We start from the raw sequence: 21,286 nt of genomic DNA on the forward strand, positions 1-21,286 counted from the left end.
TGACTCAGTAGTCTGAGGGAGTCGTTCTTTCGAGCAGTAGTCGATGCCCTCATTTTCCCGCCCCCTCCGCCGCTTCGCGCTGCTGACCACTACCCTGGCCGGCCTGGCTTTGCTCGTTCACTACCTGCACTGGGATGATCGCGCCCAGCTCTGGCTCAAGGAGCGGGACACGCCGGCCAGCGCCCGCGCTGCCAGTATCTGGCTACCCGGCTACACCGCCAGTATCCAGCGCAAACCACTGGATGGCCTGGAAGAGGACGAAACCTCCGACCTGGCCTACAGCCCGCTGACCGGCACCCTGTTCACCGTCACCGGCAAGCTGCCCATGCTGGTGGAGCTCAGTCGCACCGGCGAAGTCCTGCGTCGCATCGCCCTCAAGGGCTTCTCCAACCCCGAGGGCGTGGCAGTGCTGGAGAACGGCAAGATCGCTGTCGCCGATGAGCGCAAACGCAACCTGTCGATCTTCGAACTTACGCCGGACACCTTCGAGCTGAATATCGCCGACGGCAACCCCTTCGACCTGGGCTTCCCCGATGCCGGCAACAAGGGCTTCGAAGGCGTAGCCTGGGACCCGGCCCAACAGCGCCTGCTGCTCGGCAAGGAGCGCAGCCCCAGACTGTTCGGTCTGGGCAGCAACGGCCAGCGCCTGCTACAGAGCGAACTGCAGCCTCTGCCCAGCTATGGCCTGGGCATGCGTAACCTGTCGGCCCTTAGCGTCGATCCACGCACAGGGCATATGCTGGCGCTTTCGGCCCAGTCTCACCTGCTGCTGGAACTGGATGAACAGGGCGAGCCAATCAGTTTCATCAGCCTGATCGGTGGCCAGAGCGGCCTGGAACGGCGAATTCCCCGTGCCGAAGGCGTGGCCATGGACGAGGAAGGCACCATCTACATGGTCAGCGAGCCCAATCTGTTCTACGTGTTTCGCAAATCGCCGGAAACACCGCCCCGGAGTTGAATTCAGCGCGTCGCAGAGACACCACTTAAGCTTTAATTCAGCCGACCGTGCTTACATGTGGCGTCTTTCCCTACGGGCTCCTCACCATCATGCGTCGTCTTACTCGCCCTGGATTTTGGCTGGCAGCGGCGCTGCTGGTACTGCTGCTGCTCGCTGCCATCGCTGCCCAACAGTTCCGCCTGTTCGAGCGCGGCTGGTTCCTGGTGCAGGAATGGCGCCATGCCAGCGAGTGGCGCGAGCAATCGGCCTGGCTGCCGGACTATGTCGCCACTCTGCAGGCCCAGCCCATCGCCGGGCTGGATGATGACGTCTCGGCCCTGACCTACGACCCGGACCGGCGCAGCCTGTTCACCGTCACCAACCAGAAGCCGCATATCGTCGAACTGTCCCTCGATGGCCGGGTGCTACGAAAAGTGCCCCTGGTGGGCTTCGGCGACCCGGAGGCTATCGAATACATCAGCCGCGGGATCTACGTCATTACCGACGAGCGCCTGCAGCGCCTGGTCAAGGTCCGCCTGGATGACGACACCCTCTTCGTCGACGCCGCCGAGTCGCAGCAACTGTCGCTGGGCATCGGCCTCAACGGCAACAAGGGCTTCGAAGGCCTGGCCTACGACAGCCAGGGCCAGCGCCTGTTCGTGGCCAAGGAACGCGACCCGGTGAGCATCTACGAGATCCATGGCTTCCCCCACACCAATCCAGACAAACCCTTCGCCGTGCATGTGGTGGACGACCCGGAGCGCGATGCCCGACTGTTCGTGCGTGACCTGTCCAGCCTGCAGTACGACGAGCGCACCGGACACCTGATGGCCCTGTCGGACGAATCGCGCCTGGTATTGGAGCTAAATGCCGATGGGCGGCCGATCAGCGCGTTGTCGCTGCTCGGTGGCCGCCAGGGGCTGGAGAAGAGTGTGCCGCAGGCCGAAGGAGTGGCCATGGACGAGCAGGGCCGGCTCTACCTGGTGAGCGAGCCGAACCTGTTCTACGTCTTCGAAAAGCAAGCAGCCGAATAACTTCAGCTATCGTCCTGCAGCGCCGCCTGTGGCGCGTTTTTCTTCACCGACTCGGTGCCCGCCACGGCACCGGCCTCGCTGGCATACAGCTGGCTCTGGCCGACCACCTGGCCGTTGGTGGCCTTGAGCACGAAGTGAAACTTGCCACCGGCCGCTGGCTTGACCTCGAAGGCCCCGTCGCGCTGCGAGTTCTTGCGCACCGACTCGATGCCGTTGAGCGCCGAGTCCTTGGCCTTGTACAGCTCGCTGGTGAGGATGATCTCGCCGTTGCCAGCGAGCAGGTTGAAGTGGAATTGGCCGTCTTTGGCAGTTTTCAGGTGAAATTTACTGGCCATGGTCTGACTCCTGTCGTGGGGAAGGTTCACCAAGCCTAGACGCTGATCGCCAATTCGCGTGCTCAGGTGGGGTTCAGCTGCCCGCGCAACAGATCGCGGAAGCTCTGGATCAGCGGTTCGCGCGACCGTCCGCGACGCAGCGCCAGACTGAACGGCGCCTGGTAGCCGAAGGTGGTCGGCAGCAGCACCTTGAGCCGCCCCTGATCGACCCAGGACTGCGCATAGTGCTCCGGCAGATAGCCGATGTAGGCGCCGGACAGCACCAGAATCAGCTGCGCCTCCATCGACTCCACCGTCGCGGCACTGTGCTTGAAACCATGCCGGGCCAGCTCGTTCTGGCTCCAGTAGCCGCGCCCGACCATGCGCTGCTGGGTGATCACCTCCGCCGGTATGCGGCGCTGGCCGAACAGTGGATGGCGGTCGCTGCAGTACAGCCAGTGCTGCTCGCGGTACAGCGCCTGATAGACCAGACCATTGGTGCGCGTATAGAAGGCGCCGATGGCCAGATCAAGGCGATTCTCCAGCACCCCCAGCTGCAACTCGGCCGGGCTCTGCACCGCCAGGTGCAGGTGCACGGCGGGATGCTCCTCGCTGTACACGCCGATCACTTCCGCCAACGGCAGCGCTGGATCGCCCACGGTGGAGTCCAATACACCGAGGTTCAGGGTGCCGCGCAGCTCACCCTTGAGCGCTGCCGAATAGCGCTCGAAACCTTCCAGTTCAGCGAGCAGGCGCAAGCACTCCTGATGAAACAGCTCACCCTTGCTGGTCAGACTGAAGCCGCCACGACCGCGGTGGCAAAGCACCAGGCCCAGCTGGCTTTCCAGCTGGCTCATGTAGGTGCTGATCGCCGAGGTGGACAGGTTGAGCTCCTGCTGGGCAGCGGCGAAACCCTGGCAGCGCACCACACTGGCGAAGATGCGCAGCAGCTTGAGATCGGGCAAGGCGAGGGTCATAGGCACAGTCCATTGGGTTAGGTGCCCATCCTAAGGCGGCGACGGTTAGTTTAGAAATTCATGAAGTAATTATTTCGCCACAGCGATTCTTTTTGTCGCCCCAGCGCAGAAGAATCGGGCCCACGCTTCGCCCGGGACGCTCGACCGTCCCGGGTTCATTACAAGACAACACCGTGAGGCCCACCCATGGACAAGATCCTGCACCAGCCCCTGGGCGGCAATGAAATGCCCCGCTTCGGCGGCATCGCCACCATGATGCGCCTGCCGCATATCCAGACCACCGAGGAAAAACGCCAGCTCGATGCCGCCTTCGTCGGCGTGCCGCTGGATATCGGCACCTCGCTGCGCTCCGGCACCCGCTTCGGCCCGCGCGAGATCCGCGCCCAGTCGGTGATGATCCGCCCCTACAACATGGCCACCGGCGCCGCCCCCTTCGACTCGATCAACGTGGCCGACATCGGCGACGTGGCGATCAACACCTTCAACCTGCTCGACGCCGTGCGCATCATCGAAGAGGCCTACGACGAGATCGTCGAACTCGGTATCAAGCCGCTGACCCTGGGCGGCGACCACACCATCACCCTGCCGATCCTGCGGGCCCTGCACAAGAAGCACGGCAAGATCGGTCTGGTGCACATCGATGCCCATGCCGACGTCAACGATCACATGTTCGGCGAGAAGATCGCCCACGGCACCACCTTCCGCCGCGCCCAGGAAGAAGGCCTGCTGGACAGCCAGCGCGTGGTGCAGATCGGCCTGCGCGCCCAGGGCTATACCGCCGAGGACTTCAACTGGAGCCGCAAGCAGGGCTTCCGCGTGGTCCAGGCCGAGGAGTGCTGGCACAAGTCGCTGGAGCCGCTGATGGCCGAAGTGCGCGAGAAGGTCGGCGGCGGCCCGGTGTACCTGTCGTTCGACATCGACGGTATCGACCCGGCCTGGGCGCCGGGCACCGGCACCCCGGAAATCGGCGGCCTGACCACCATCCAGGCGATGGAGATCATCCGTGGCTGCCAGGGTCTGGACATCATCGGCGGCGACCTGGTCGAAGTTTCTCCGCCCTACGACACCACCGGCAACACCTCGCTGCTGGGCGCCAACCTGCTCTACGAAATGCTCTGCGTGCTGCCGGGTGTGCAGCGCCGCTAGGCGCCGACCCGGCCTTTTATCCGATCCGGGCGCCAGGACGCCCGGGCACTACAACAATAAATAGGGTGCCAAGATGAACCACGAAGAATCCATGCCGCTGCTGGATGACCAGCCGCCCCGCACAGCCCGCTTCAACCTGCGCCAGCTGCTGATCTTCCTGATCCCCTCGCTGCTCGGCGTGCTGCTGTTCCTCACCCCCATCGTCTACGAAGACAAGGTCACCATCGGCCTCGGCGTGCTGGCCGATGCGCTGAAGGCGTCGCTGTCCGCCCAGCTGCCGGCCATCGCCACCGCCCTGCTGCTGTTCTCCGCCGTCTGCGGCCTGTTCGGCAGCCTGTTCAAGCCGCGCTGGGTCAGCGAGCGCCCGGCGCTGCGCGAGCTGTTCGTGCTGCATCCGTTCTGGCTGGGCCTGCGGGTGGTCGGTGCGCTGTTCGCCGCCATGACCTTCTGGCAGTTCGGCCCGGAGTGGATCTGGAACGCCAATACCGGCGGCGTGGTGCTGAAAGACCTGGCGCCGGTGCTGATCACCTTCTTCCTGGTCGCCGGCCTGGTCCTGCCGCTGCTGACCGACTACGGCCTGATGGAGTTCATCGGCACCGTCGTGCGCAATGTGTTCCGCAAGATCTTCGGCCTGCCGGGGCGTTCGGCCATCGACGCCATCGCCAGCTGGCTCGGCTCGGGCACGGTCGGCGTGCTGATCACCGCCCAGCAGTACCAGAAAGGCTTCTACAGCGCGCGGGAAGCGGCGGTGATCGCCACCAACTTCTCCATCGCCTCGATCGCCTTCAGCCTGCTGATCACCAGCTTCATGAAACTCGATCACCTGTTCGTGCCCTTCTACCTGACCGTGGTGGTCGCCGGCCTGGCCGCCGCCATCATCACCCCGCGCATCCCGCCGCTGTCGTGGAAGAAGGACGACTACGTGCCCGGCGTCGGCAAGCAGATCAGTGAAGACGTGCCGGCCGGCACCTCGCTGCTGCGCTGGGGCCTGACCCAGGCCGTGACCCGCGCCAACGCCAACCCCTCGCCCGTGCAGATGGTGCGCATCGGCGTGCACAACGTGGTCGATATCTGGCTCGGCCTGCTGCCGCTGGTGATGGCCATCGGCACCCTGTCCCTGGCCATCGCCGAGTTCACCCCGGTGTTCAACTGGCTGTCCTACCCACTGGTGCCGCTGCTCGAAGCGCTGCAGCTGCCGGAAACCGCCAAGGCCGCCCCAGCCATCCTGGTGGGCTTCGCCGACATGTTCCTGCCGGCCGTGCTGGGCAAGGGCATCGAGAGCGAGCTGACCCGCTTCGTGGTGGCTTGCGTGTCGCTGACCCAGCTGATCTACATGTCCGAAGTCGGCGTGCTGATCCTCAAGGCCAAGCTGCCGCTGAACATTCTCGAACTGTTCGTCATCTTCATCATCCGCACCCTGATCACCCTGCCGATCATCGCGCTGATGGCGCACTGGATCGTCGGTTAATACGGGGTCCCACTTCCCCCTCTCCCTCTGGGAGAGGGCCGGGGTGAGGGTCATCCGTTCCACACAGGATTCAAGACATGACCACCTGCGGCGAATTCCTCGTCAAGCAACTGCAAGCCTGGGGCGTCGACACCGTGTTCGGCATCCCCGGCGTGCACACCGTCGAGCTCTATCGCGGGCTGCCGGGCAGCAGCATCCGTCACATCACCCCGCGCCATGAACAGGGTGCCGGCTTCATGGCCGATGGCTATGCCCGCACCAGCGGCAAGCCGGGCGTGTGCTTCATCATCACCGGCCCGGGCATGACCAATATCCTCACTGCCATGGGCCAGGCCTACGCCGACTCGATCCCGATGCTGGTGATCTCCAGCGTCAACGAGCGCAATCGTCTGGGCCTGGGCAAGGGCTATCTGCATGAGCTGCCCAACCAGCGGGCAATGACCGCGGGCGTCACCGCCTTCAGCCACACCCTGATGAGCGTCGAGGAACTGCCGGCCGTGCTGGCCCGCGCCTTCGCCGTGTTCGACAGCGAGCGCCCGCGCCCGGTGCATATCGAGCTGCCGCTGGATATCATCACCGCTCCGGCCGATCACATGCAGGTGCAGCCGCGCGTGCAACTGGCGCGCCCGGCCCCGGCCCGCTCGCCGCTGCATGAAGCGGCGGCCAAGCTGGCCCAGGCCGAGAAGCCATTGCTATTGCTCGGTGGCGGCTGCGTCGAAGCCCAGGCCGAGGCCCGCGCCCTGGCCGCCGCACTGGACGCCCCGACAGCGCTGACCATCAACGCCAAGGGTCTGCTGCCGCCCGGCCATCCGCTGCTGCTGGGCAGCAACCAGTCGCTGGTGCCGGTGCGCGAACTGGCATTGGAAGCCGACGTGGTACTGGCCATCGGCACCGAGCTGGGCGAAACCGACTACGACGTGGTGTTCGACGGCAACTTCAAGCTCGGCGGCGAGCTGATCCGCATCGACATCGACCCGCAGCAGCTGATGCGCAACCATGCGCCGAGCATCGCCATCCACAGCGACGCACGCAGCGCCATGCGCGGCCTGCTGGAGCTGCTGCCGACGCGCAGCGCCAACCCGGACAGCCCCGGCGCCCAGCGCACCGCCGCCGTGCAGGCGCAACTGGCCGAAGGCTTCTCCGGCTGGGTGCACTACCGCACGCTGTTCGACACCGTGCTGCAGGCGTTGCCCGAGGCGCGCTTCGTCGGCGACTCGACGCAGACCGTGTACAGCGGCAACCACCTGGTCGAGCTGGACGGCGCGCGGCGCTGGTTCAACTCGTCCACCGGCTACGGCACCCTCGGCTACGGGCTGCCGGCAGCCATCGGCGCCAAGCTGGCCGAACCGGCGCGCCCGGTGGTGTGCCTAATCGGCGACGGCGGCATCCAGTTCACTTTGCCCGAGCTGGCCAGCGCGGTGGAGGCCGGCGTCGGCATCATCGTGCTGCTGTGGAACAACTCGGGCTACGGCGAGATCAAGCGCTACATGGAGCGCCGCGACATCACCCCGATTGGCGTGGACATCTACACCCCGGACCTGATCGCCATCGCCCGCGGCTATGGCTGCGTCGCCGAACGCGCGCGTGACCATGCACACCTGGCCGAGCTGCTGGCCAGCGCACCGAGTCACCGGCCGCTGGTGATCGAAGTACAGGAAGGCGCCCCCTTCCACCCCTGAACGACTCACCCTGTGCGAATGCCGAGCACTACTGCCCGACAATAAAATTAACAAGAGCGTTGGAGAATCGACGATGACCGGCTCCCTTCTGGGTCACGACAGCCTGAACAGCACCCAGGCAAAGAGCATGAAGTTCTTTGCCACATTTGCCCTCTGGCTTGGCGCCAATATGGTGGTCACCACCATTCTTACCGGCATGTTGCTGGTGCCCGACCTGGACTTTGCCGAGGCCCTGGGCACGGTGGCTCTAGGCACCCTGATCGGCGCCATCCCACTGGTTCTGGTCGGTCTGATGGGGCAGCGCACCGGACTGCCGACCATGGTTCTGAGCCGGCGCGCGTATGGCAACCGTGGCGCCAAGCTGATTTCCCTGATCAACGTCTGCATGCTGGTCGGCTGGAGCTGGATTCAGGCCCTGCTGGCCGGCATGAGCCTGAACTTCGCCATAGAGTCGACCTTTGGTTACAGCAATCTGGCCCTGATGACGGTGATCTGCGAGGTCATCGTGGTGATGGTCGTGTTGCGCGGTCATCTGGGCATTGAACGCGTCGAACGCTGGGCTGCGGTACTGATGCTGGGCTTGTCCTTGGCGGTGTTCTACGCCCTGAACAGCCACTATGACCTGGGCTCGCTGCTGGAGCTGCCGGAGCGCGTCGATGGCATCACCATCGGCATCGCCTTCGACATAGTGGTGGCCACCGCGTTCTCCTGGATATCCTCCTCGGCCGACTACAACCGCAACTGCAACTCACCACGGACGGCCGTCTGCGCCACCTACCTGGGCTACTTCACCGCCACCCTGCTGGCCATGGCGCTGGGCGCGGCGGTATCAGGCCTGTCGCTTCTCAACGACATGCCGCAGACCTATGACCCGACTCAGTTGCTCAGTCAGTTCGGCTTCGGCCTGCCCGCCGCCTTGGTGATCTTCCTCTCGGTGATGACCACGAACATCATGGCGGTCTACAGCGCCACCCTGTCGGCCATGAATCTGGCTCCTGAAATGAAATTCTGGAAACCGGCCCTCGTGATCGGCCTGGTCAGCGTTTTCGGCGCACTGATTCCCGGCATCCTCGACCAGTTCCAGAACTTCCTCATCATTATCGGAGGGCTGTTCATTCCGGCCTTTGCCGTAATCATCTGCGACTACTACCTGATCGATGCCAGCCGCTACAACGCCGATCTGCTCAAACAGCAGCGCCAGGCGGGCCTGCCCACCGCCAAATTCGCCTTTGCCGCTTACTTGATCGGTGCTGGACTGTCGGCCTACTGGACCCTGATCTCGCCGTTGTCCTTCGGCTCATCACTGCCGGTGTTCTTGATTACCGGTGCGCTTTACTGGAGCAGTGTCAAACTGATGCTGCTGCGTGATGGCCAGCAGCGCGCCCCGAAGTCCCTGGAAGGCTGATCCCATGCGTTTGATGATTGCCCAGACTGCTCCGCAACGGGAGCGTATCCCGCACAACCTGGCAGAGCTGGAAGCATTGTGTCGGGCGGCTCAGGAGGCCCGAGCCGATATCCTGGCGCTGCCGGAGCTGGCCCTCACCGGCTATCTGATCTTCAACCAGCTCGATGAGCTTGCCGAGCCCCGCAACGGCCCCCTGCTCACCGAGGCCGCGCGTCTTGCGCGCCATTATGGTCTGCATCTGGTGCTGGGCTTTGCCGAAAAAGCCACGGAAGGCATCTACAACAGTGCCGTGCTGCTGGATGACATGGGCAGACAGCTCGGCTGTTACCGCAAGATGCAGCTGTGGGCCGATGAGCATGAGGTCTTCCTGCCTGGCTCGGAGCCACTGGTGGTGGAGACCCGACACGGCCGCATAGGCCTGATGATCTGTTACGACAACGAGTTTCCCGAAGTCAGTCGAGCTCTGGCCCAGCAGGGCGCGGAGCTGATCATCAGCCCTACCGCCAACATGGAGCCCAATGCACAACGGCAGCAGCTGCAGGTCCGCTGCCGAGCCCTTGACAACCAGGTGTTTGTCGCCTGCGTCAATCGCAGTGGCCAGGAGGATCATCTGCAGTTCTGCGGCCATAGCCTGGTGGCTGGGCCGGACGGTGAAGTGCTGGCGCAACTCACGCAACAGCCAGGCACCAGCATCCTCGACCTCGATCTCAGCCGTTGCCAGGAAAGCCGTAAGGCCCAGGACTATCTGCATGACCTGCATCCCGGCCTCAGGCTGGGCTAGATGGGACAGGTCGCCCGGGCATCCCGATGAAGATCGTCAGCAAAGATCGCTGGTTCGAGGTGCGCCCCCTGGAGGATGGCGTGCGCCTGATCCACGAGCCCTACGTGCGGCCCTTCTACCGCTGCAACCTGTGGCATATCAGCGGGCGCGAGCGCGATGTGCTGGTGGACTCCGGCTCCGGCCTGGTCAGCCTGCGCGAACAGCTGCCCTGGCTGACCGACAAGCCACTGCTGGCCGTGGCCAGCCACACCCACTTCGACCATATCGCCGGCCACCACGAGTTCGCCGAGCGCCTTTGCCATCCGGCCGAGGCCGCCATCCTCGCCGCGCCGGACGGCAACAACACCCTGGCCACGGCGTTTGTTGGCGACGAGATGTTCGAGGCGCATCCGGATTGCCCGCTGTGCTACGCCGAATACCGGGTAAAGGCTGCGCCGGCCACCCGTTTGATCGAGGAAGGCGATGTGCTCGATCTCGGCGACCGCGTGCTGCAGGTGCTGCACACCCCCGGCCACTCACCCGGTGGCATCAGCCTGTGGGAGGCCAGGACGCAGACGCTGTTCTCCGGCGACATCGTCTACGACGGCCCGCTGATCGAGGACGCCTACCACTCCAACCTGACCGACTACGCCGCCAGCCTGGAACGCCTGCGCCGCCTGCCGGTGCGCACCGTGCATGGCGGCCACTTCGCCAGCTTCTCCGGCGAACGCCTGCGCGCGCTGATCGACCAGTGGTTTGTCGAGCATCCCTGACCAGCCAAACGCCCTACGGGCCGATCATCGCGGCTAAAGCGGAGTGCCGCCCGGCCGCTCCCACAAAAGCCCGGACATACTCGCGTGGGAGCGGCTTTAGCCGCGATAACCCCAGGCCACAGCAAAACGTAGGAGGGGCCTTGGCCGCGACCCAGGCTACGCGAGACCCGTCCAGTCGCGGCAAAGGCCCCTCCTACAGGAAGCTTGCAGGCACAAAAAACCCGGCCTGAGCCGGGTTCTTGCGCCGCATGACCAATCAAGCCTTCAGCGTTTTCACACCCTCGGCGGTGCCGAGCAGCAGCAGGTCGGCCGGGCGTGCGGCGAACAGGCCGTTGGTGACCACGCCGACGATGGCGTTGATGTCCGCCTCCAGCTTCACCGGGTCGACGATGCTCATGTTGTGCACGTCGAGGATGATGTTGCCGTTGTCGGTGACCACGCCCTCGCGGTACACCGGGTCGCCGCCCAGCTTGACCAGCTGGCGCGCCACGTGGCTGCGGGCCATGGGAATCACTTCCACCGGCAGCGGGAAGGCGCCGAGCACCGGCACCAGCTTGCTGGCGTCGGCGATGCAGATGAAGGTCTTGGCCACCGCCGCGACGATCTTCTCGCGGGTCAGCGCGGCGCCGCCGCCCTTGATCAGGTTGAGGTGTTCGTCACTCTCGTCGGCGCCGTCGATGTAGAACTCCAGGCCGTCCACGGCGTTGAGGTCATACACCGGGATGCCATGGCCCTTGAGGCGCGCGGCGGTGGCTTCCGAGCTGGCCACGGCGCCATCGAAAGCCATCTTGTGCTGAGCCAGGGCGTCGATAAAGCAATTGGCGGTGGAGCCGGTGCCGACACCGATCACGCTCTTGCTGTCGAGAAAGGGAAGGATATGGTCGACGGCGGCCTGGGCCACGGCCTGCTTGAGCTGATCCTGGGTCATTGCGGTTTTGCGCCTGGGAGGAAACGGAGCCGCGAATTATAGCCGCACGGCGGGCAAAAACCCCGCATTCTCTGTGGTCGCACGGCGAATCGCTGGGGTAGACTGGCCCGTCCCGCCTTACCTGCAAAGATTGCCCGAATGCTCGAACAGTACGTCAAGAAGACCCTGACCTCGCGCGTCTACGACGTCGCGGTGGAAACCCCGCTGCAACCTGCCCGCCAGCTCACCGAGCGCCTGGGCAACCAGATTCTGCTCAAGCGCGAGGATCTGCAGCCGGTGTACTCGTTCAAGATTCGCGGCGCCTACAACAAGCTGGCCCAGCTCACTGCCGATGAGCTGGAGCGCGGCGTGGTCACCGCCTCAGCGGGCAACCACGCCCAGGGCCTGGCCCTGGCCGCCAAGCACATGGGCGTGAAGGCGACCATCGTCATGCCGCGTACCACCCCGGAACTGAAGGTGCAGGGCGTGCGCTCGCGTGGCGGCAAGGTGGTGCTGCATGGCGACGCCTTTCCCGAGGCGCTGGCGCACTCGTTGAAGCTGGTGGAAGAGAAGGGCTACACCTACATCCACCCCTATGACGACCCGCTGGTGATCGCCGGCCAGGGCACCGTGGCCATGGAGATCCTGCGTCAGCAGCCGGGCCAGCTCGATGCCATCTTCGTGCCGGTCGGCGGCGGCGGCCTGATCGCCGGCATCGCGGCGTACGTGAAGTACCTGCGCCCGGAGATCAAGGTCATCGGCGTCGAACCGGAAGACTCCAACTGCCTGCAGGCCGCCATGGGCGCCGGCGAGCGCGTGGTACTGCCTACCGTAGGCCTGTTCGCCGACGGCGTGGCGGTGGCGCAGATCGGCCAGCACACCTTCGATATCTGCAAGGACCATGTCGACGAGGTGATCACCGTCAGCACCGACGAGATCTGCGCGGCGATCAAGGACATCTACGACGACACCCGTTCGATCACCGAGCCGGCCGGCGCCTTATCCGTGGCCGGGATCAAGAAATACGTGGAGCGCGAAGGCGTTCAGGGCCAGGTACTGGTCGGCATCGACTCCGGCGCCAACGTCAACTTCGACCGCCTGCGCCACGTGGCCGAACGCGCCGAGCTGGGCGAGAAGCGCGAGGCGATCATCGCCGTGACCATCCCCGAGCGCCCGGGCAGCTTCAAGGCCTTCTGCGAGGCGATCGGCAAACGGCAGATCACCGAGTTCAACTACCGCTACCACACCGACCGCGAGGCCCACATCTTCGTCGGCGTGCAGACCCACCCGGAAAACGACCCGCGCGCCGCACTGGTTGAAAGCCTGCGCGAACAGGGCTTCCCGGTGCTGGACCTGACCGACAACGAACTGGCCAAGCTGCATATCCGTCACACCGTGGGTGGTCACTCTGCGGCGGTGGCCGATGAAGTGGTGTTCCGCTTCGAGTTCCCCGAGCGACCGGGCGCGCTGTTCAACTTCCTCAACCGCCTGGGCGGGCGCTGGAACATCACCATGTTCCACTACCGCAACCACGGCGCCGCCGACGGCCGCGTGCTGGCTGCGCTGCAGGTGCCGGCGGACGAACGCGAGCAGATTCCGGCAGCCTTCGACGCCATCGGCTACCCCTACTGGGACGAGAGCGACAATCCCGCCTACAAACTGTTCCTCGGATAAGGAATGCAGTGATGGAACATTACCAACTGCTGAAGTACGCCCACCTGATTCCCGCCGTGCTGGTCCTGGCGGGCTTCATCGCTCACGCCTTCATGCTGTGGAAGGCGCATCGCTCCGGCGATGCCGCCGTGCTCAGTCGCAAGCTGCGCATCACCCGCCTGTACAGCATGCCGGCCATCGGCCTGCTCACCCTGAGCCTGCCGGTCAGCGGCTGGTGGCTGGTGCATAACGTGGGCCTGTCGCTGGGCGCCAGCTGGCTGTTGTTCAGCGCCAAGCTGTTCGGCCTGCTGATGCTGTTCGGCCTGCTCCTGCACCACCGTCTGGGTGCCTGGCAGCAAGCCGTGGCCGCCGGCAATGTGCCGGTGAAACTGCTGCGCTTCGTGCTGGCCTACGCCGGACTGATGTTCGTGGTGCTGCTGGCGATATTCGCGCTGATGGGGGCCAAGCCGGCCTGATGATGTTGCGCACACCTCACGAGCAGCAGCCATGAGCCTGTACCTGCTGCTCAAGACCCTGCACATCCTCTCCGCCACCCTGCTGTTCGGCTTCGGCCTGGGCTCGGCCTACTACGCCCTGCGCGCCTGGCGCAGCGGCAACCTGCAGGTAATCGCCACCACCTTCCGCCACCTGGTCACGGCCGACTGGCTGTTCATCGCCACTACCGCCGTATTCCAACCCCTCAGCGGCCTGGCCCTGGCCAAGGTCGCTGGCTGGCCGCTGAATCAGCTGTGGCTGCTGTGGAGTGTCGGGCTGTTCGTCTTCGCCGGGCTGTGCTGGCTGCCGGTGCTGTGGCTACAGATCCTCGTGCGTAATATGGCAGCCAAGGCGCTGCGCAACGGCACGGAGCTGCCTGCGCGCGCCCACCTCTATATGCGTATCTGGCTCTACCTGGGCTGGCCGGCCTTTATCGCCTTCATCGTCATCTTCTGGCTGATGGTGGCCAAGCCGCTGTGAGCCTCAAGCGCGCAGACTGAGTACCGGCCAGCCGCGTTCGCCGGCGATGGCGCGCAGGGTGTCGTCCGGATCGACCGCCACCGGGTTGGCCACCGCCTCCAGCAGCGGCAGGTCGTTGCGCGAATCGCTGTAGAAATAGGCGCCATCCAGGTTGTGGCCCGTCTCGGCCAGCCACTCGTTAAGACGCGTCACCTTGCCGCCCTGGTAGCAGGGCACGCCGGCGACCTGGCCGGTGTAGCGACCATCCTGCATGCCGCATTCGGTGGCGATCAGCGTCTCCACCCCCAAACGCCGGGCGATAGGCGCGGTAACGAAGCGGTTGGTGGCGGTGATGATCACCAGCTTGTCGCCGGCCTCACGGTGCTGCGCCAGCAACGCCTCGCCCTTGGCCAGGATGATCGGCTCGATCACATCGCGCATGAACTCGGCCTGCCACTGCGCCAGCTCGGCAGCGTCGGTGCGGCTGAGAATGGCCTGGGTGAAGCTCTGGTACGCCACCACATCGAGCTTGCCGGCACAGTAGTCGGCGTAGAAGGCATCGTTGCGCGCGCGGTATTCGACGGCATCGACGCGGCCCGTTTCGCAGAGGAATTCGCCCCAGCTGTGGTCGCTGTCACCGGCGAGCAGGGTGTTGTCGAGGTCGAAAAGGGCGAGTCGCACGTCGGAATACCTGAATCGCTAGGCCAAAAGGGCCGCCAGAATAGCCTTTTTCGCTGCCACTGCCCACGGCCAGGGCCGCGCGTTTGCTGCGCTGGAGAGCTTTGTGGAACAATGCCGGGACTTGCGTTTTCGAGGTGCTCTGCCGTGATCGACTCCGATGGATTCCGCCCCAATGTCGGCATCATTCTGACCAATGATGTCGGCCAGGTGCTGTGGGCGCGGCGGATCAACCAGGACGCCTGGCAGTTCCCCCAGGGCGGTATCAACCCGCAGGAATCGCCCGAGCAGGCGCTCTACCGCGAGCTCAACGAAGAAGTGGGACTGGAGCAGCAGGATGTGAAGATTCTTGCCTGCACCCGCGGCTGGTTGCGCTATCGTCTGCCGCAACGCCTGGTGCGCACCCACAGTCAGCCGCTGTGCATCGGCCAGAAACAGAAATGGTTCCTCCTGCGCCTGACCGGCGCGGAGGAGCGGGTACGCATGGACGTCACCGGCAAGCCGGAGTTCGATGGCTGGCGCTGGGTCAGCTACTGGTACCCGCTCAACCAGGTAGTCAGCTTCAAGCGCGAGGTCTACCGTCGCGCCCTCAAGGAACTCGCCCCGCGCCTGTTGGCGCGCGACTGACGGAAGCAAGCATGCTCAACACGCTGCGCAAGATCGTTCAGGAAGTAAACGCCGCCAAGGATCTCAAGGCGGCGCTGACGATCATCGTGCAGCGGGTCAAGGAGGCCATGGCCAGCCAGGTCTGCTCGGTCTACCTGCTCGACCCCGAGAGCAACCGCTTCGTGCTGATGGCCACCGACGGTCTCAACAAGCGCTCCATCGGCAAGGTCAGCATGGCACCCAACGAGGGCCTGGTCGGCCTGGTCGGCACCCGTGAGGAACCGCTCAACCTCGAACACGCCTCCGAACACCCGCGTTACCGCTACTTCAAGGAAACCGGCGAGGAACGCTACGCCTCCTTCCTCGGCGCACCGATCATCCACCACCGCCGGGTGATGGGCGTCCTGGTGGTGCAGCAGAAGGAACGCCGCCAGTTCGACGAAGGCGAGGAAGCCTTCCTGGTCACCATGAGCGCTCAGCTCGCCGGCGTCATCGCCCATGCCGAGGCCACCGGCTCGATCCGCGGCCTGGGCAAGCAGGGCAAGGGTATCCAGGAAGCTCGTTTCGTCGGCGTACCGGGCGCGCCTGGCGCCGCCGTCGGGACGGCCGTGGTAGTACTGCCGCCGGCCGACCTCAACGTGGTGCCGGACAAGCCAATCGACGATATCGCGGCCGAGCTGGAACTGTTCGGCAAAGCCCTGGACTGGGTGCGCGAGGACATGCAGGAGCTGTCGGCAAAACTCGCCAACCAGCTACGCAAGGAAGAACTGGCGCTGTTCGACGTCTACCTGATGATGCTCGACGACAACGCCCTCGGCAGCGAGGTGCGCAAGGTCATCAAGACCGGCCAGTGGGCCCAGGGCGCGCTGCGCCAGGTGGTCACCGAGCACGTCAAACGCTTCGAGCTGATGGACGACGCCTACCTGCGCGAGCGTGCCAGCGATGTGCGCGACCTCGGCCGCCGCCTGCTCGCCTACCTGCAGGAAGAACGCAAGCAGAGCCTGGTCTACCCGGACAACAGCATCCTGGTCAGCGAGGAACTGTCGCCGGCCATGCTCGGCCAGGTGCCGGAAGGCAAGCTGGCCGGCCTGGTTTCCGTGCAGGGTTCGGGCAACTCACATGTGGCGATCCTGGCCCGCGCCATGGGCATTCCCACCGTCATGGGCGTGGTCGACCTGCCCTACTCCAAGGTCGACGGCATCCAGCTGATCGTCGACGGCTACCACGGCGAAGTCTTCACCAACCCCAGCGAAGTGCTGCGCAAGCAGTACGCCGAAGTGGTCGAGGAAGAGCGCCAGCTGGCTCAGGGCCTCGACGCCCTGCGCGAACTGCCGTGCGAGACACTGGACGGCCAGCGCATGCCGCTGTGGGTCAACACCGGCCTGCTGGCCGATGTGAAACGCGCCCAGGAGCGCGGCGCCGAAGGCGTCGGCCTGTACCGCACGGAAGTGCCATTCATGAATGGCGAGCGCTTCCCCAGCGAGAAGGAGCAGCTGGCCACCTACCGCGAGCAGTTGCAGGCCTTCCACCCGCTGCCGGTGACCATGCGCACCCTCGACATTGGTGGCGACAAGTCCCTGCCCTACTTCCCGATCAAGGAAGACAACCCCTTCCTCGGCTGGCGCGGCATCCGCGTCACCCTCGACCACCCGGAAATCTTCCTGGTCCAGGTGCGCGCCATGCTCAAGGCCAGCGAGGGCCTGAACAACCTGCGCATCCTGCTGCCAATGATCTCCGGGCTGCAGGAGCTGGAAGAATCCCTGCACCTGATCCACCGCGCCTGGGGCGAAGTGCGTGACGAAGGCGTCGACGTGTCCATGCCCCCCGTGGGCGTGATGATCGAGATTCCCGCCGCCGTCTACCAGATCCGCGAGATGGCGCATCAGGTCGACTTCCTTTCGGTTGGCTCGAACGACCTGACCCAGTACCTGCTGGCGGTGGATCGCAACAACCCGCGGGTCGCCGACCTCTACGACTTCCTCCACCCGGCGGTGCTCGGCGCGCTGCGCCTGATCGTCGACGGCGCCCACGCCGAAGGCAAGCCGGTGAGCATCTGCGGCGAAATGGCCGGCGATCCGGCCATGGCCGTACTGCTGCTGGCCATGGGCTTCGACAGCCTGTCGATGAACGCCACCAACCTGCCCAAGGTGAAGTGGCTGCTGCGCCAGATCAGCTCGAGCAAAGCCCGCGAATTGCTCGACCAGCTGATGCGCATCGACAACCCGCAAGTGATCCACAGCGCCCTGCACCTGGCCCTGCGCAACCTCGGCCTGGGCCGGGTGATCAACCCGGCGGCGACCATCCAGAGCTGAGCCGACTCAGCCAGACGCCAGCCGATTGCGGTAAGCATCCGGGGCGACGCCAAACCAGCGCTTGAACGCCCGATAGAACGGCGACAGCTCGGCGAAGCCGCAGGCCCGTGCCACTTCGCGGATGGACTCGCCAGCCTGCAGCAGCTCCTGCGCCCTGACCTGCTGCACCGCCTCGCGCACCTGGCGCAGGTGGCTGCCCTGGGCGGCCAGGCCACGTTGCAGGGCGACCGGCTCCAGGCCCAGCTCGGCGGCACAGGCGCGCAGCGAGCAATCGGCCTGGCCCAGCCGCAGGTTTAGCAGGTAACGCAGACGATTGAGCAGGTCATTCTCCACCAGCGCCGCCAGCTGCGTTTCGGCATGCTGCCAGAGCAGACGGTGCAGCTCGGGGTTTGAGTTGCGCGACGGACGCTTGAGCAGGCTGGCGGAAAACCACAGTGCATCATGAGGGCAGGCGAACTGCGGCTGCAGGCCGAACAGCCGGCGATGCTCGGTCAGCTTACGCGGCCTGGCATGGCGGAAGTCCACGGCCAGCGGACGAAACTCATCGTCACTGATCAGCCGTAGCAGCTTGATGAATAGCAGCGCCAAGCACTCCATCTGCTGGCGCAGCGGGCCGAAACCCCGGTAATTGATATCCAGCACCAGGCAGGCGCGCTCGCCCTCAATGCGCATCTGCGCCGCAAAGCCGCCGGCGAGGATGTGCTGGAAGCGCAGGAAGCTGCGCAGCGCCTGCTCCAGGTCACGACTGGCCAGCAGCAGATAGCCGACCACGTCGAGCAGGCGTGGCTTCATCACCTCGCCCAGGTGCAGGCCGATATCGGCATCGCCGGTCAGGGTATCGGCGGCCAGCCAGAACAGAGGCGCCTCATCGTGGCTCAGGCGCCCCTCACTGGGCGGCGGCACCAACCGTCGATGCTGGTTGGCGCCACGGTAGATCGCCGCGGGCTCGTGCCCCAAGTCGGCCAGGGCTTCATATAACAGGCGGCGCAGGGTGGCGGATTGGCTCAGCGGGGCAATGTCGGCAGGCAGGGTCATGGCAGCTCCTCGATTGACCAAAGAATTTCAGCCATGCAGCCAATGGTCAATGCCGCTGACCGAAGCAGCACCGAGAATGGCCGCACAACAATAAGGAGCGCTTGATGAAACGCAGTCTGACCGTTCTCGCCATCGCGGTGGCCGCCGTCGCCGCCGGCGCCACTTGGTACGCCCACAGCAAGAACCCATTGCGCGACGGCGAACTATCCCTGTCCGGGCTACAGGCCCCGGTCGAGGTACGCTACGACGAGCGCGGCGTGCCGCATATCCAGGCGCAGAACGAGGCCGACCTGTACCGCGCCCTGGGCTTCGTCCACGCTCAGGACCGTCTGTTCCAGATGGAAATGCTGCGCCGCCTGGCGCGTGGCGAACTGGCCGCAGTGCTGGGCGCCAAACTGGTCGATACCGACCGCCTGTTCCGCACCCTGGGCATTCGCGAGCACGCCGACCGCTACGCCAAGACCCTCGACCGCAACAGCCCGGCGGTCAGGGCACTGCAGGCGTATCTGGACGGCATCAACCAGTACCAGGCCAGCCGCCCGGCGCCGGTCGAGTTCGACCTGCTGGGCATCGACAAGCGCCCCTTCACCGTCGAGGACACCGTCTCGGTGGCCGGCTACATGGCCTACAGCTTCGCTGCCGCCTTCCGCACCGAGCCAGTGCTGACCTACGTGCGCGATCAGCTCGGCGGCGACTACCTCAAGGTCTTCGACCTCGCCTGGCACCCCGAAGGCGCCGTGGCCCAGCGCCTGGGCGCGGACGACTGGCGTGGCCTCAACAGGCTGGCAGCACTGAGCCAGCAGGCGCTGGTCGATGCCGGCCTGCCACAGTTCGAGGGCAGCAACGCCTGGGCCATTTCCGGCAGCCGCACCGCCAGCGGCAAGCCGCTGCTGGCCGGCGACCCGCATATCCGCTTTGCCGTGCCGGCGGTGTGGTACGAGGCGCACCTGAGCTACCCCGGCTTCGAGCTGTACGGCCACCACCAGGCGCTCAACCCCTACGCCTCGCTCGGCCACAACACGCAGTTCGCCTGGAGCCTGACCATGTTCCAGAACGACGACCTCGACCTGATCGCCGAGAAGGTCAACCCGGACAACCCCAACCAGGTCTGGGTCGACGGCCAGTGGGTCGAGTTGCAGAGCCGCGAGGAAACCATCCAGGTCAAGGACGGCGAACCGGTCACGCTGACCCTGCGCCGCTCGCCCCATGGCCCCATCGTCAACGACGCCCTTGGCGCCAACGCCGGCAAAACGCCGATTGCCATGTGGTGGGCCTTCCTGGAAACCGACAACCCGATCCTCGATGCCTTCTACCAGCTGGGCCGCGCCGACAGCCTGGACAAGGCCCGCGCCGCCGTGGAGAAGATCGAGGCCCCCGGCCTCAACGTGATCTACGCCAACGCCAGCGGCGACATCGGCTGGTGGGCCGCCGCCAAGCTACCGCAGCGCCCGGCCGGGGTGAACCCCAGCTTTATCCTCGATGGCGCCAGCGGCGAGGCGGCCAAGCCCGGCTTCCTGCCCTTCAGCGCCAATCCGCAGGAAGAAAACCCGGCGCGTGGCTACATCATCTCCGCCAACTACCAGCCGCAATCGCCGACCGGCGTGGCGATTCCCGGCTACTACAACCTGGCCGACCGCGGCGCGCGCCTGAATGAGCGCCTGGCCGAACCGGGCATGCAATGGGACACCCACAACAACCAGGCCCTGCAACTGGACGACGGCACCGGCTACGGCCCGCGCCTGCTCGCACCGATCCTCGACGACCTGCGCCGCGCAGCGGCAGACGACAGCGAGCGCGCCCTGGTCGAGCAACTGGCCAACTGGAACGGCGGCCACCCGCTGGACTCCATCGCCGCCACCCTGTTCAACCAGCTCACCTATGAGCTGGCCAACCAGGCCATGCACGACGAACTGGGCGACGCCTTCTTCGACAGCCTGCTGCAGACCCGCGTGCTCGACGTGGCCCTGCCGCGCCTGACGGCCGATGCCGACGCGGCCTGGTGGGACAAGCGCGGTACTGCTGCGCAGGAAAGCCGCCGCGACACCGTCGCCGCCGCCTGGCGCCACAGCATTGCACACCTGCAACAGAGCTTCGGCAGCGACAGCAGCCAGTGGCACTGGGGCCAGGGTCATACCCTCAGCCACCAGCACCCGCTGGGCGCACAGAAGCCGCTGGACCTGCTGTTCAACGTCGGCCCCTTCGCCGCTCCTGGCGGCCATGAAGTGCCGAACAACCTCTCGCATCGCGTTGGCCCGGCGCCCTGGTCGGTGCTCTACGGCCCCTCGACCCGCCGCCTGATCGATATGGCCGACGCCAGCAAAGGACTGGGCATCAACCCGGTTGGCCAGAGCGGCGTACCCTTCGACGCGCACTACGCGGACCAGGCCGAGGCCTATATCCAAGGGCAGTACGTGCCCATGCACCTGAGCGAGAAGGATGTACGGGCCAATACGCACTCGACCCTGAGCCTGCAACCGGCGGATTGAAAACCCCGTAACGAGCCTGGCCTAAGAACCTCTCGGGAACAGCGCCGCGATTTCGCACAGAAGTCGCGGCGTTTTTGGCTGCGGGCGCGGCAAGGCGCGACTTCTGCCCGCACGCGACATCATCCGGTCACCGCTCACGCACCCCCGCAGTCGTGAAATCGC

19 protein-coding genes are annotated in these 21,286 nt (G+C 65.4%); 14 read left to right on the forward strand and 5 right to left on the reverse strand.

Translation table 11 applies throughout. The features are described from left to right. Nucleotides 1-43 precede the first annotated feature (43 nt). Together ACF8C6_RS16635 and ACF8C6_RS16640 are read left to right on the forward strand one after the other, a co-directional pair. On the forward strand, nucleotides 44-958 hold the full coding sequence (locus ACF8C6_RS16635) for an SdiA-regulated domain-containing protein (RefSeq protein ID WP_392500292.1): 915 nt from the start codon (nucleotides 44-46) through the stop codon (nucleotides 956-958). Nucleotides 959-1,047: 89 nt separating this feature from the next. Then, on the forward strand, nucleotides 1,048-1,971 hold the full coding sequence (locus ACF8C6_RS16640; protein ID WP_392500293.1) for an SdiA-regulated domain-containing protein: 924 nt from the start codon (nucleotides 1,048-1,050) through the stop codon (nucleotides 1,969-1,971). A 2-nt stretch (nucleotides 1,972-1,973) separates the two neighbouring features. Here ACF8C6_RS16640 and ACF8C6_RS16645 read toward each other — a convergent pair whose 3' ends face one another. Then, the gene (locus ACF8C6_RS16645; RefSeq protein WP_392500294.1) at nucleotides 1,974-2,306 is read right to left on the reverse strand and encodes a YegP family protein; all 333 of its coding nucleotides are present in this window, start codon (nucleotides 2,304-2,306) and stop codon (nucleotides 1,974-1,976) included. 62 nt (nucleotides 2,307-2,368) lie between these two features. Further along, on the reverse strand, nucleotides 2,369-3,262 hold the full coding sequence (locus tag ACF8C6_RS16650) for a LysR family transcriptional regulator (RefSeq protein ID WP_392500295.1): 894 nt from the start codon (nucleotides 3,260-3,262) through the stop codon (nucleotides 2,369-2,371). Between the two features lie 186 nt (nucleotides 3,263-3,448). Between ACF8C6_RS16650 and speB the strand changes: the two genes are divergently transcribed. The 6 genes from speB to ACF8C6_RS16680 all read left to right on the forward strand — a co-directional run bounded on the left by speB (nucleotide 3,449) and on the right by ACF8C6_RS16680 (nucleotide 10,493). Beyond that, a complete protein-coding gene (speB, locus tag ACF8C6_RS16655; RefSeq protein WP_392500296.1) occupies nucleotides 3,449-4,408 on the forward strand; it encodes an agmatinase in 960 nt (319 codons plus the stop codon). 73 nt (nucleotides 4,409-4,481) lie between these two features. Continuing rightward, nucleotides 4,482-5,876, forward strand: a complete 1,395-nt coding sequence (locus tag ACF8C6_RS16660; protein WP_392500297.1) for a YjiH family protein — start codon at nucleotides 4,482-4,484, stop codon at nucleotides 5,874-5,876. A gap of 77 nt (nucleotides 5,877-5,953) precedes the next feature. Continuing rightward, nucleotides 5,954-7,555, forward strand: a complete 1,602-nt coding sequence (locus ACF8C6_RS16665) for a 5-guanidino-2-oxopentanoate decarboxylase (RefSeq protein WP_392500298.1) — start codon at nucleotides 5,954-5,956, stop codon at nucleotides 7,553-7,555. A 73-nt stretch (nucleotides 7,556-7,628) separates the two neighbouring features. After that, a complete protein-coding gene (locus ACF8C6_RS16670; protein ID WP_392500299.1) occupies nucleotides 7,629-8,960 on the forward strand; it encodes a purine-cytosine permease family protein in 1,332 nt (443 codons plus the stop codon). 4 nt (nucleotides 8,961-8,964) lie between these two features. Further along, nucleotides 8,965-9,741, forward strand: coding sequence for a carbon-nitrogen hydrolase family protein (locus ACF8C6_RS16675; RefSeq protein WP_392500300.1), 777 nt, complete (start codon nucleotides 8,965-8,967; stop codon nucleotides 9,739-9,741). A gap of 26 nt (nucleotides 9,742-9,767) precedes the next feature. Further along, a complete protein-coding gene (locus tag ACF8C6_RS16680; protein ID WP_392500301.1) occupies nucleotides 9,768-10,493 on the forward strand; it encodes an MBL fold metallo-hydrolase in 726 nt (241 codons plus the stop codon). A 256-nt stretch (nucleotides 10,494-10,749) separates the two neighbouring features. Here the strand turns inward: ACF8C6_RS16680 and rpiA are convergent, their stop codons facing one another. Further along, nucleotides 10,750-11,421: a ribose-5-phosphate isomerase RpiA gene (gene rpiA / locus ACF8C6_RS16685; protein ID WP_392500302.1), complete on the reverse strand. Its 672-nt coding sequence runs from the start codon at nucleotides 11,419-11,421 to the stop codon at nucleotides 10,750-10,752. Between the two features lie 138 nt (nucleotides 11,422-11,559). On the opposite strand from rpiA, the gene ilvA reads away from it, so the two are divergent. From ilvA to ACF8C6_RS16700, 3 genes are read left to right on the forward strand one after another with little or no spacing between them, the layout of a single operon-like run. Next, on the forward strand, nucleotides 11,560-13,074 hold the full coding sequence (ilvA, locus tag ACF8C6_RS16690) for a threonine ammonia-lyase, biosynthetic (protein ID WP_392500303.1): 1,515 nt from the start codon (nucleotides 11,560-11,562) through the stop codon (nucleotides 13,072-13,074). An 11-nt stretch (nucleotides 13,075-13,085) separates the two neighbouring features. Then, on the forward strand, nucleotides 13,086-13,529 hold the full coding sequence (locus tag ACF8C6_RS16695) for a DUF2269 family protein (RefSeq protein ID WP_392500304.1): 444 nt from the start codon (nucleotides 13,086-13,088) through the stop codon (nucleotides 13,527-13,529). Nucleotides 13,530-13,560: 31 nt separating this feature from the next. Next, nucleotides 13,561-14,028 (forward strand): DUF2269 family protein, encoded by a 468-nt coding sequence (locus ACF8C6_RS16700; protein WP_392500305.1) that lies wholly within the window; start codon nucleotides 13,561-13,563, stop codon nucleotides 14,026-14,028. A gap of 3 nt (nucleotides 14,029-14,031) precedes the next feature. Here the strand turns inward: ACF8C6_RS16700 and ACF8C6_RS16705 are convergent, their stop codons facing one another. Continuing rightward, nucleotides 14,032-14,688: an HAD family hydrolase gene (locus ACF8C6_RS16705; protein ID WP_392500306.1), complete on the reverse strand. Its 657-nt coding sequence runs from the start codon at nucleotides 14,686-14,688 to the stop codon at nucleotides 14,032-14,034. A gap of 144 nt (nucleotides 14,689-14,832) precedes the next feature. On the opposite strand from ACF8C6_RS16705, the gene ACF8C6_RS16710 reads away from it, so the two are divergent. Both ACF8C6_RS16710 and ptsP read left to right on the forward strand, forming a co-directional pair. Further along, the gene (locus tag ACF8C6_RS16710) at nucleotides 14,833-15,312 is read left to right on the forward strand and encodes an RNA pyrophosphohydrolase (protein ID WP_277688022.1); all 480 of its coding nucleotides are present in this window, start codon (nucleotides 14,833-14,835) and stop codon (nucleotides 15,310-15,312) included. 11 nt (nucleotides 15,313-15,323) lie between these two features. Further along, nucleotides 15,324-17,603 (forward strand): phosphoenolpyruvate--protein phosphotransferase, encoded by a 2,280-nt coding sequence (gene ptsP, locus ACF8C6_RS16715; RefSeq protein WP_392500307.1) that lies wholly within the window; start codon nucleotides 15,324-15,326, stop codon nucleotides 17,601-17,603. 6 nt (nucleotides 17,604-17,609) lie between these two features. Here the strand turns inward: ptsP and ACF8C6_RS16720 are convergent, their stop codons facing one another. Beyond that, nucleotides 17,610-18,638 (reverse strand): AraC family transcriptional regulator ligand-binding domain-containing protein, encoded by a 1,029-nt coding sequence (locus ACF8C6_RS16720; protein WP_392500308.1) that lies wholly within the window; start codon nucleotides 18,636-18,638, stop codon nucleotides 17,610-17,612. A 104-nt stretch (nucleotides 18,639-18,742) separates the two neighbouring features. Here ACF8C6_RS16720 and ACF8C6_RS16725 point away from each other — a divergent pair, with 104 nt between their 5' ends. Then, nucleotides 18,743-21,124 (forward strand): penicillin acylase family protein, encoded by a 2,382-nt coding sequence (locus ACF8C6_RS16725; RefSeq protein ID WP_392500309.1) that lies wholly within the window; start codon nucleotides 18,743-18,745, stop codon nucleotides 21,122-21,124. Nucleotides 21,125-21,286 lie beyond the last annotated feature (162 nt).

It is taken from the genome of Pseudomonas sp. zbq_18 (assembly GCF_043102245.1).
Lineage (GTDB): Bacteria > Pseudomonadota > Gammaproteobacteria > Pseudomonadales > Pseudomonadaceae > Aquipseudomonas.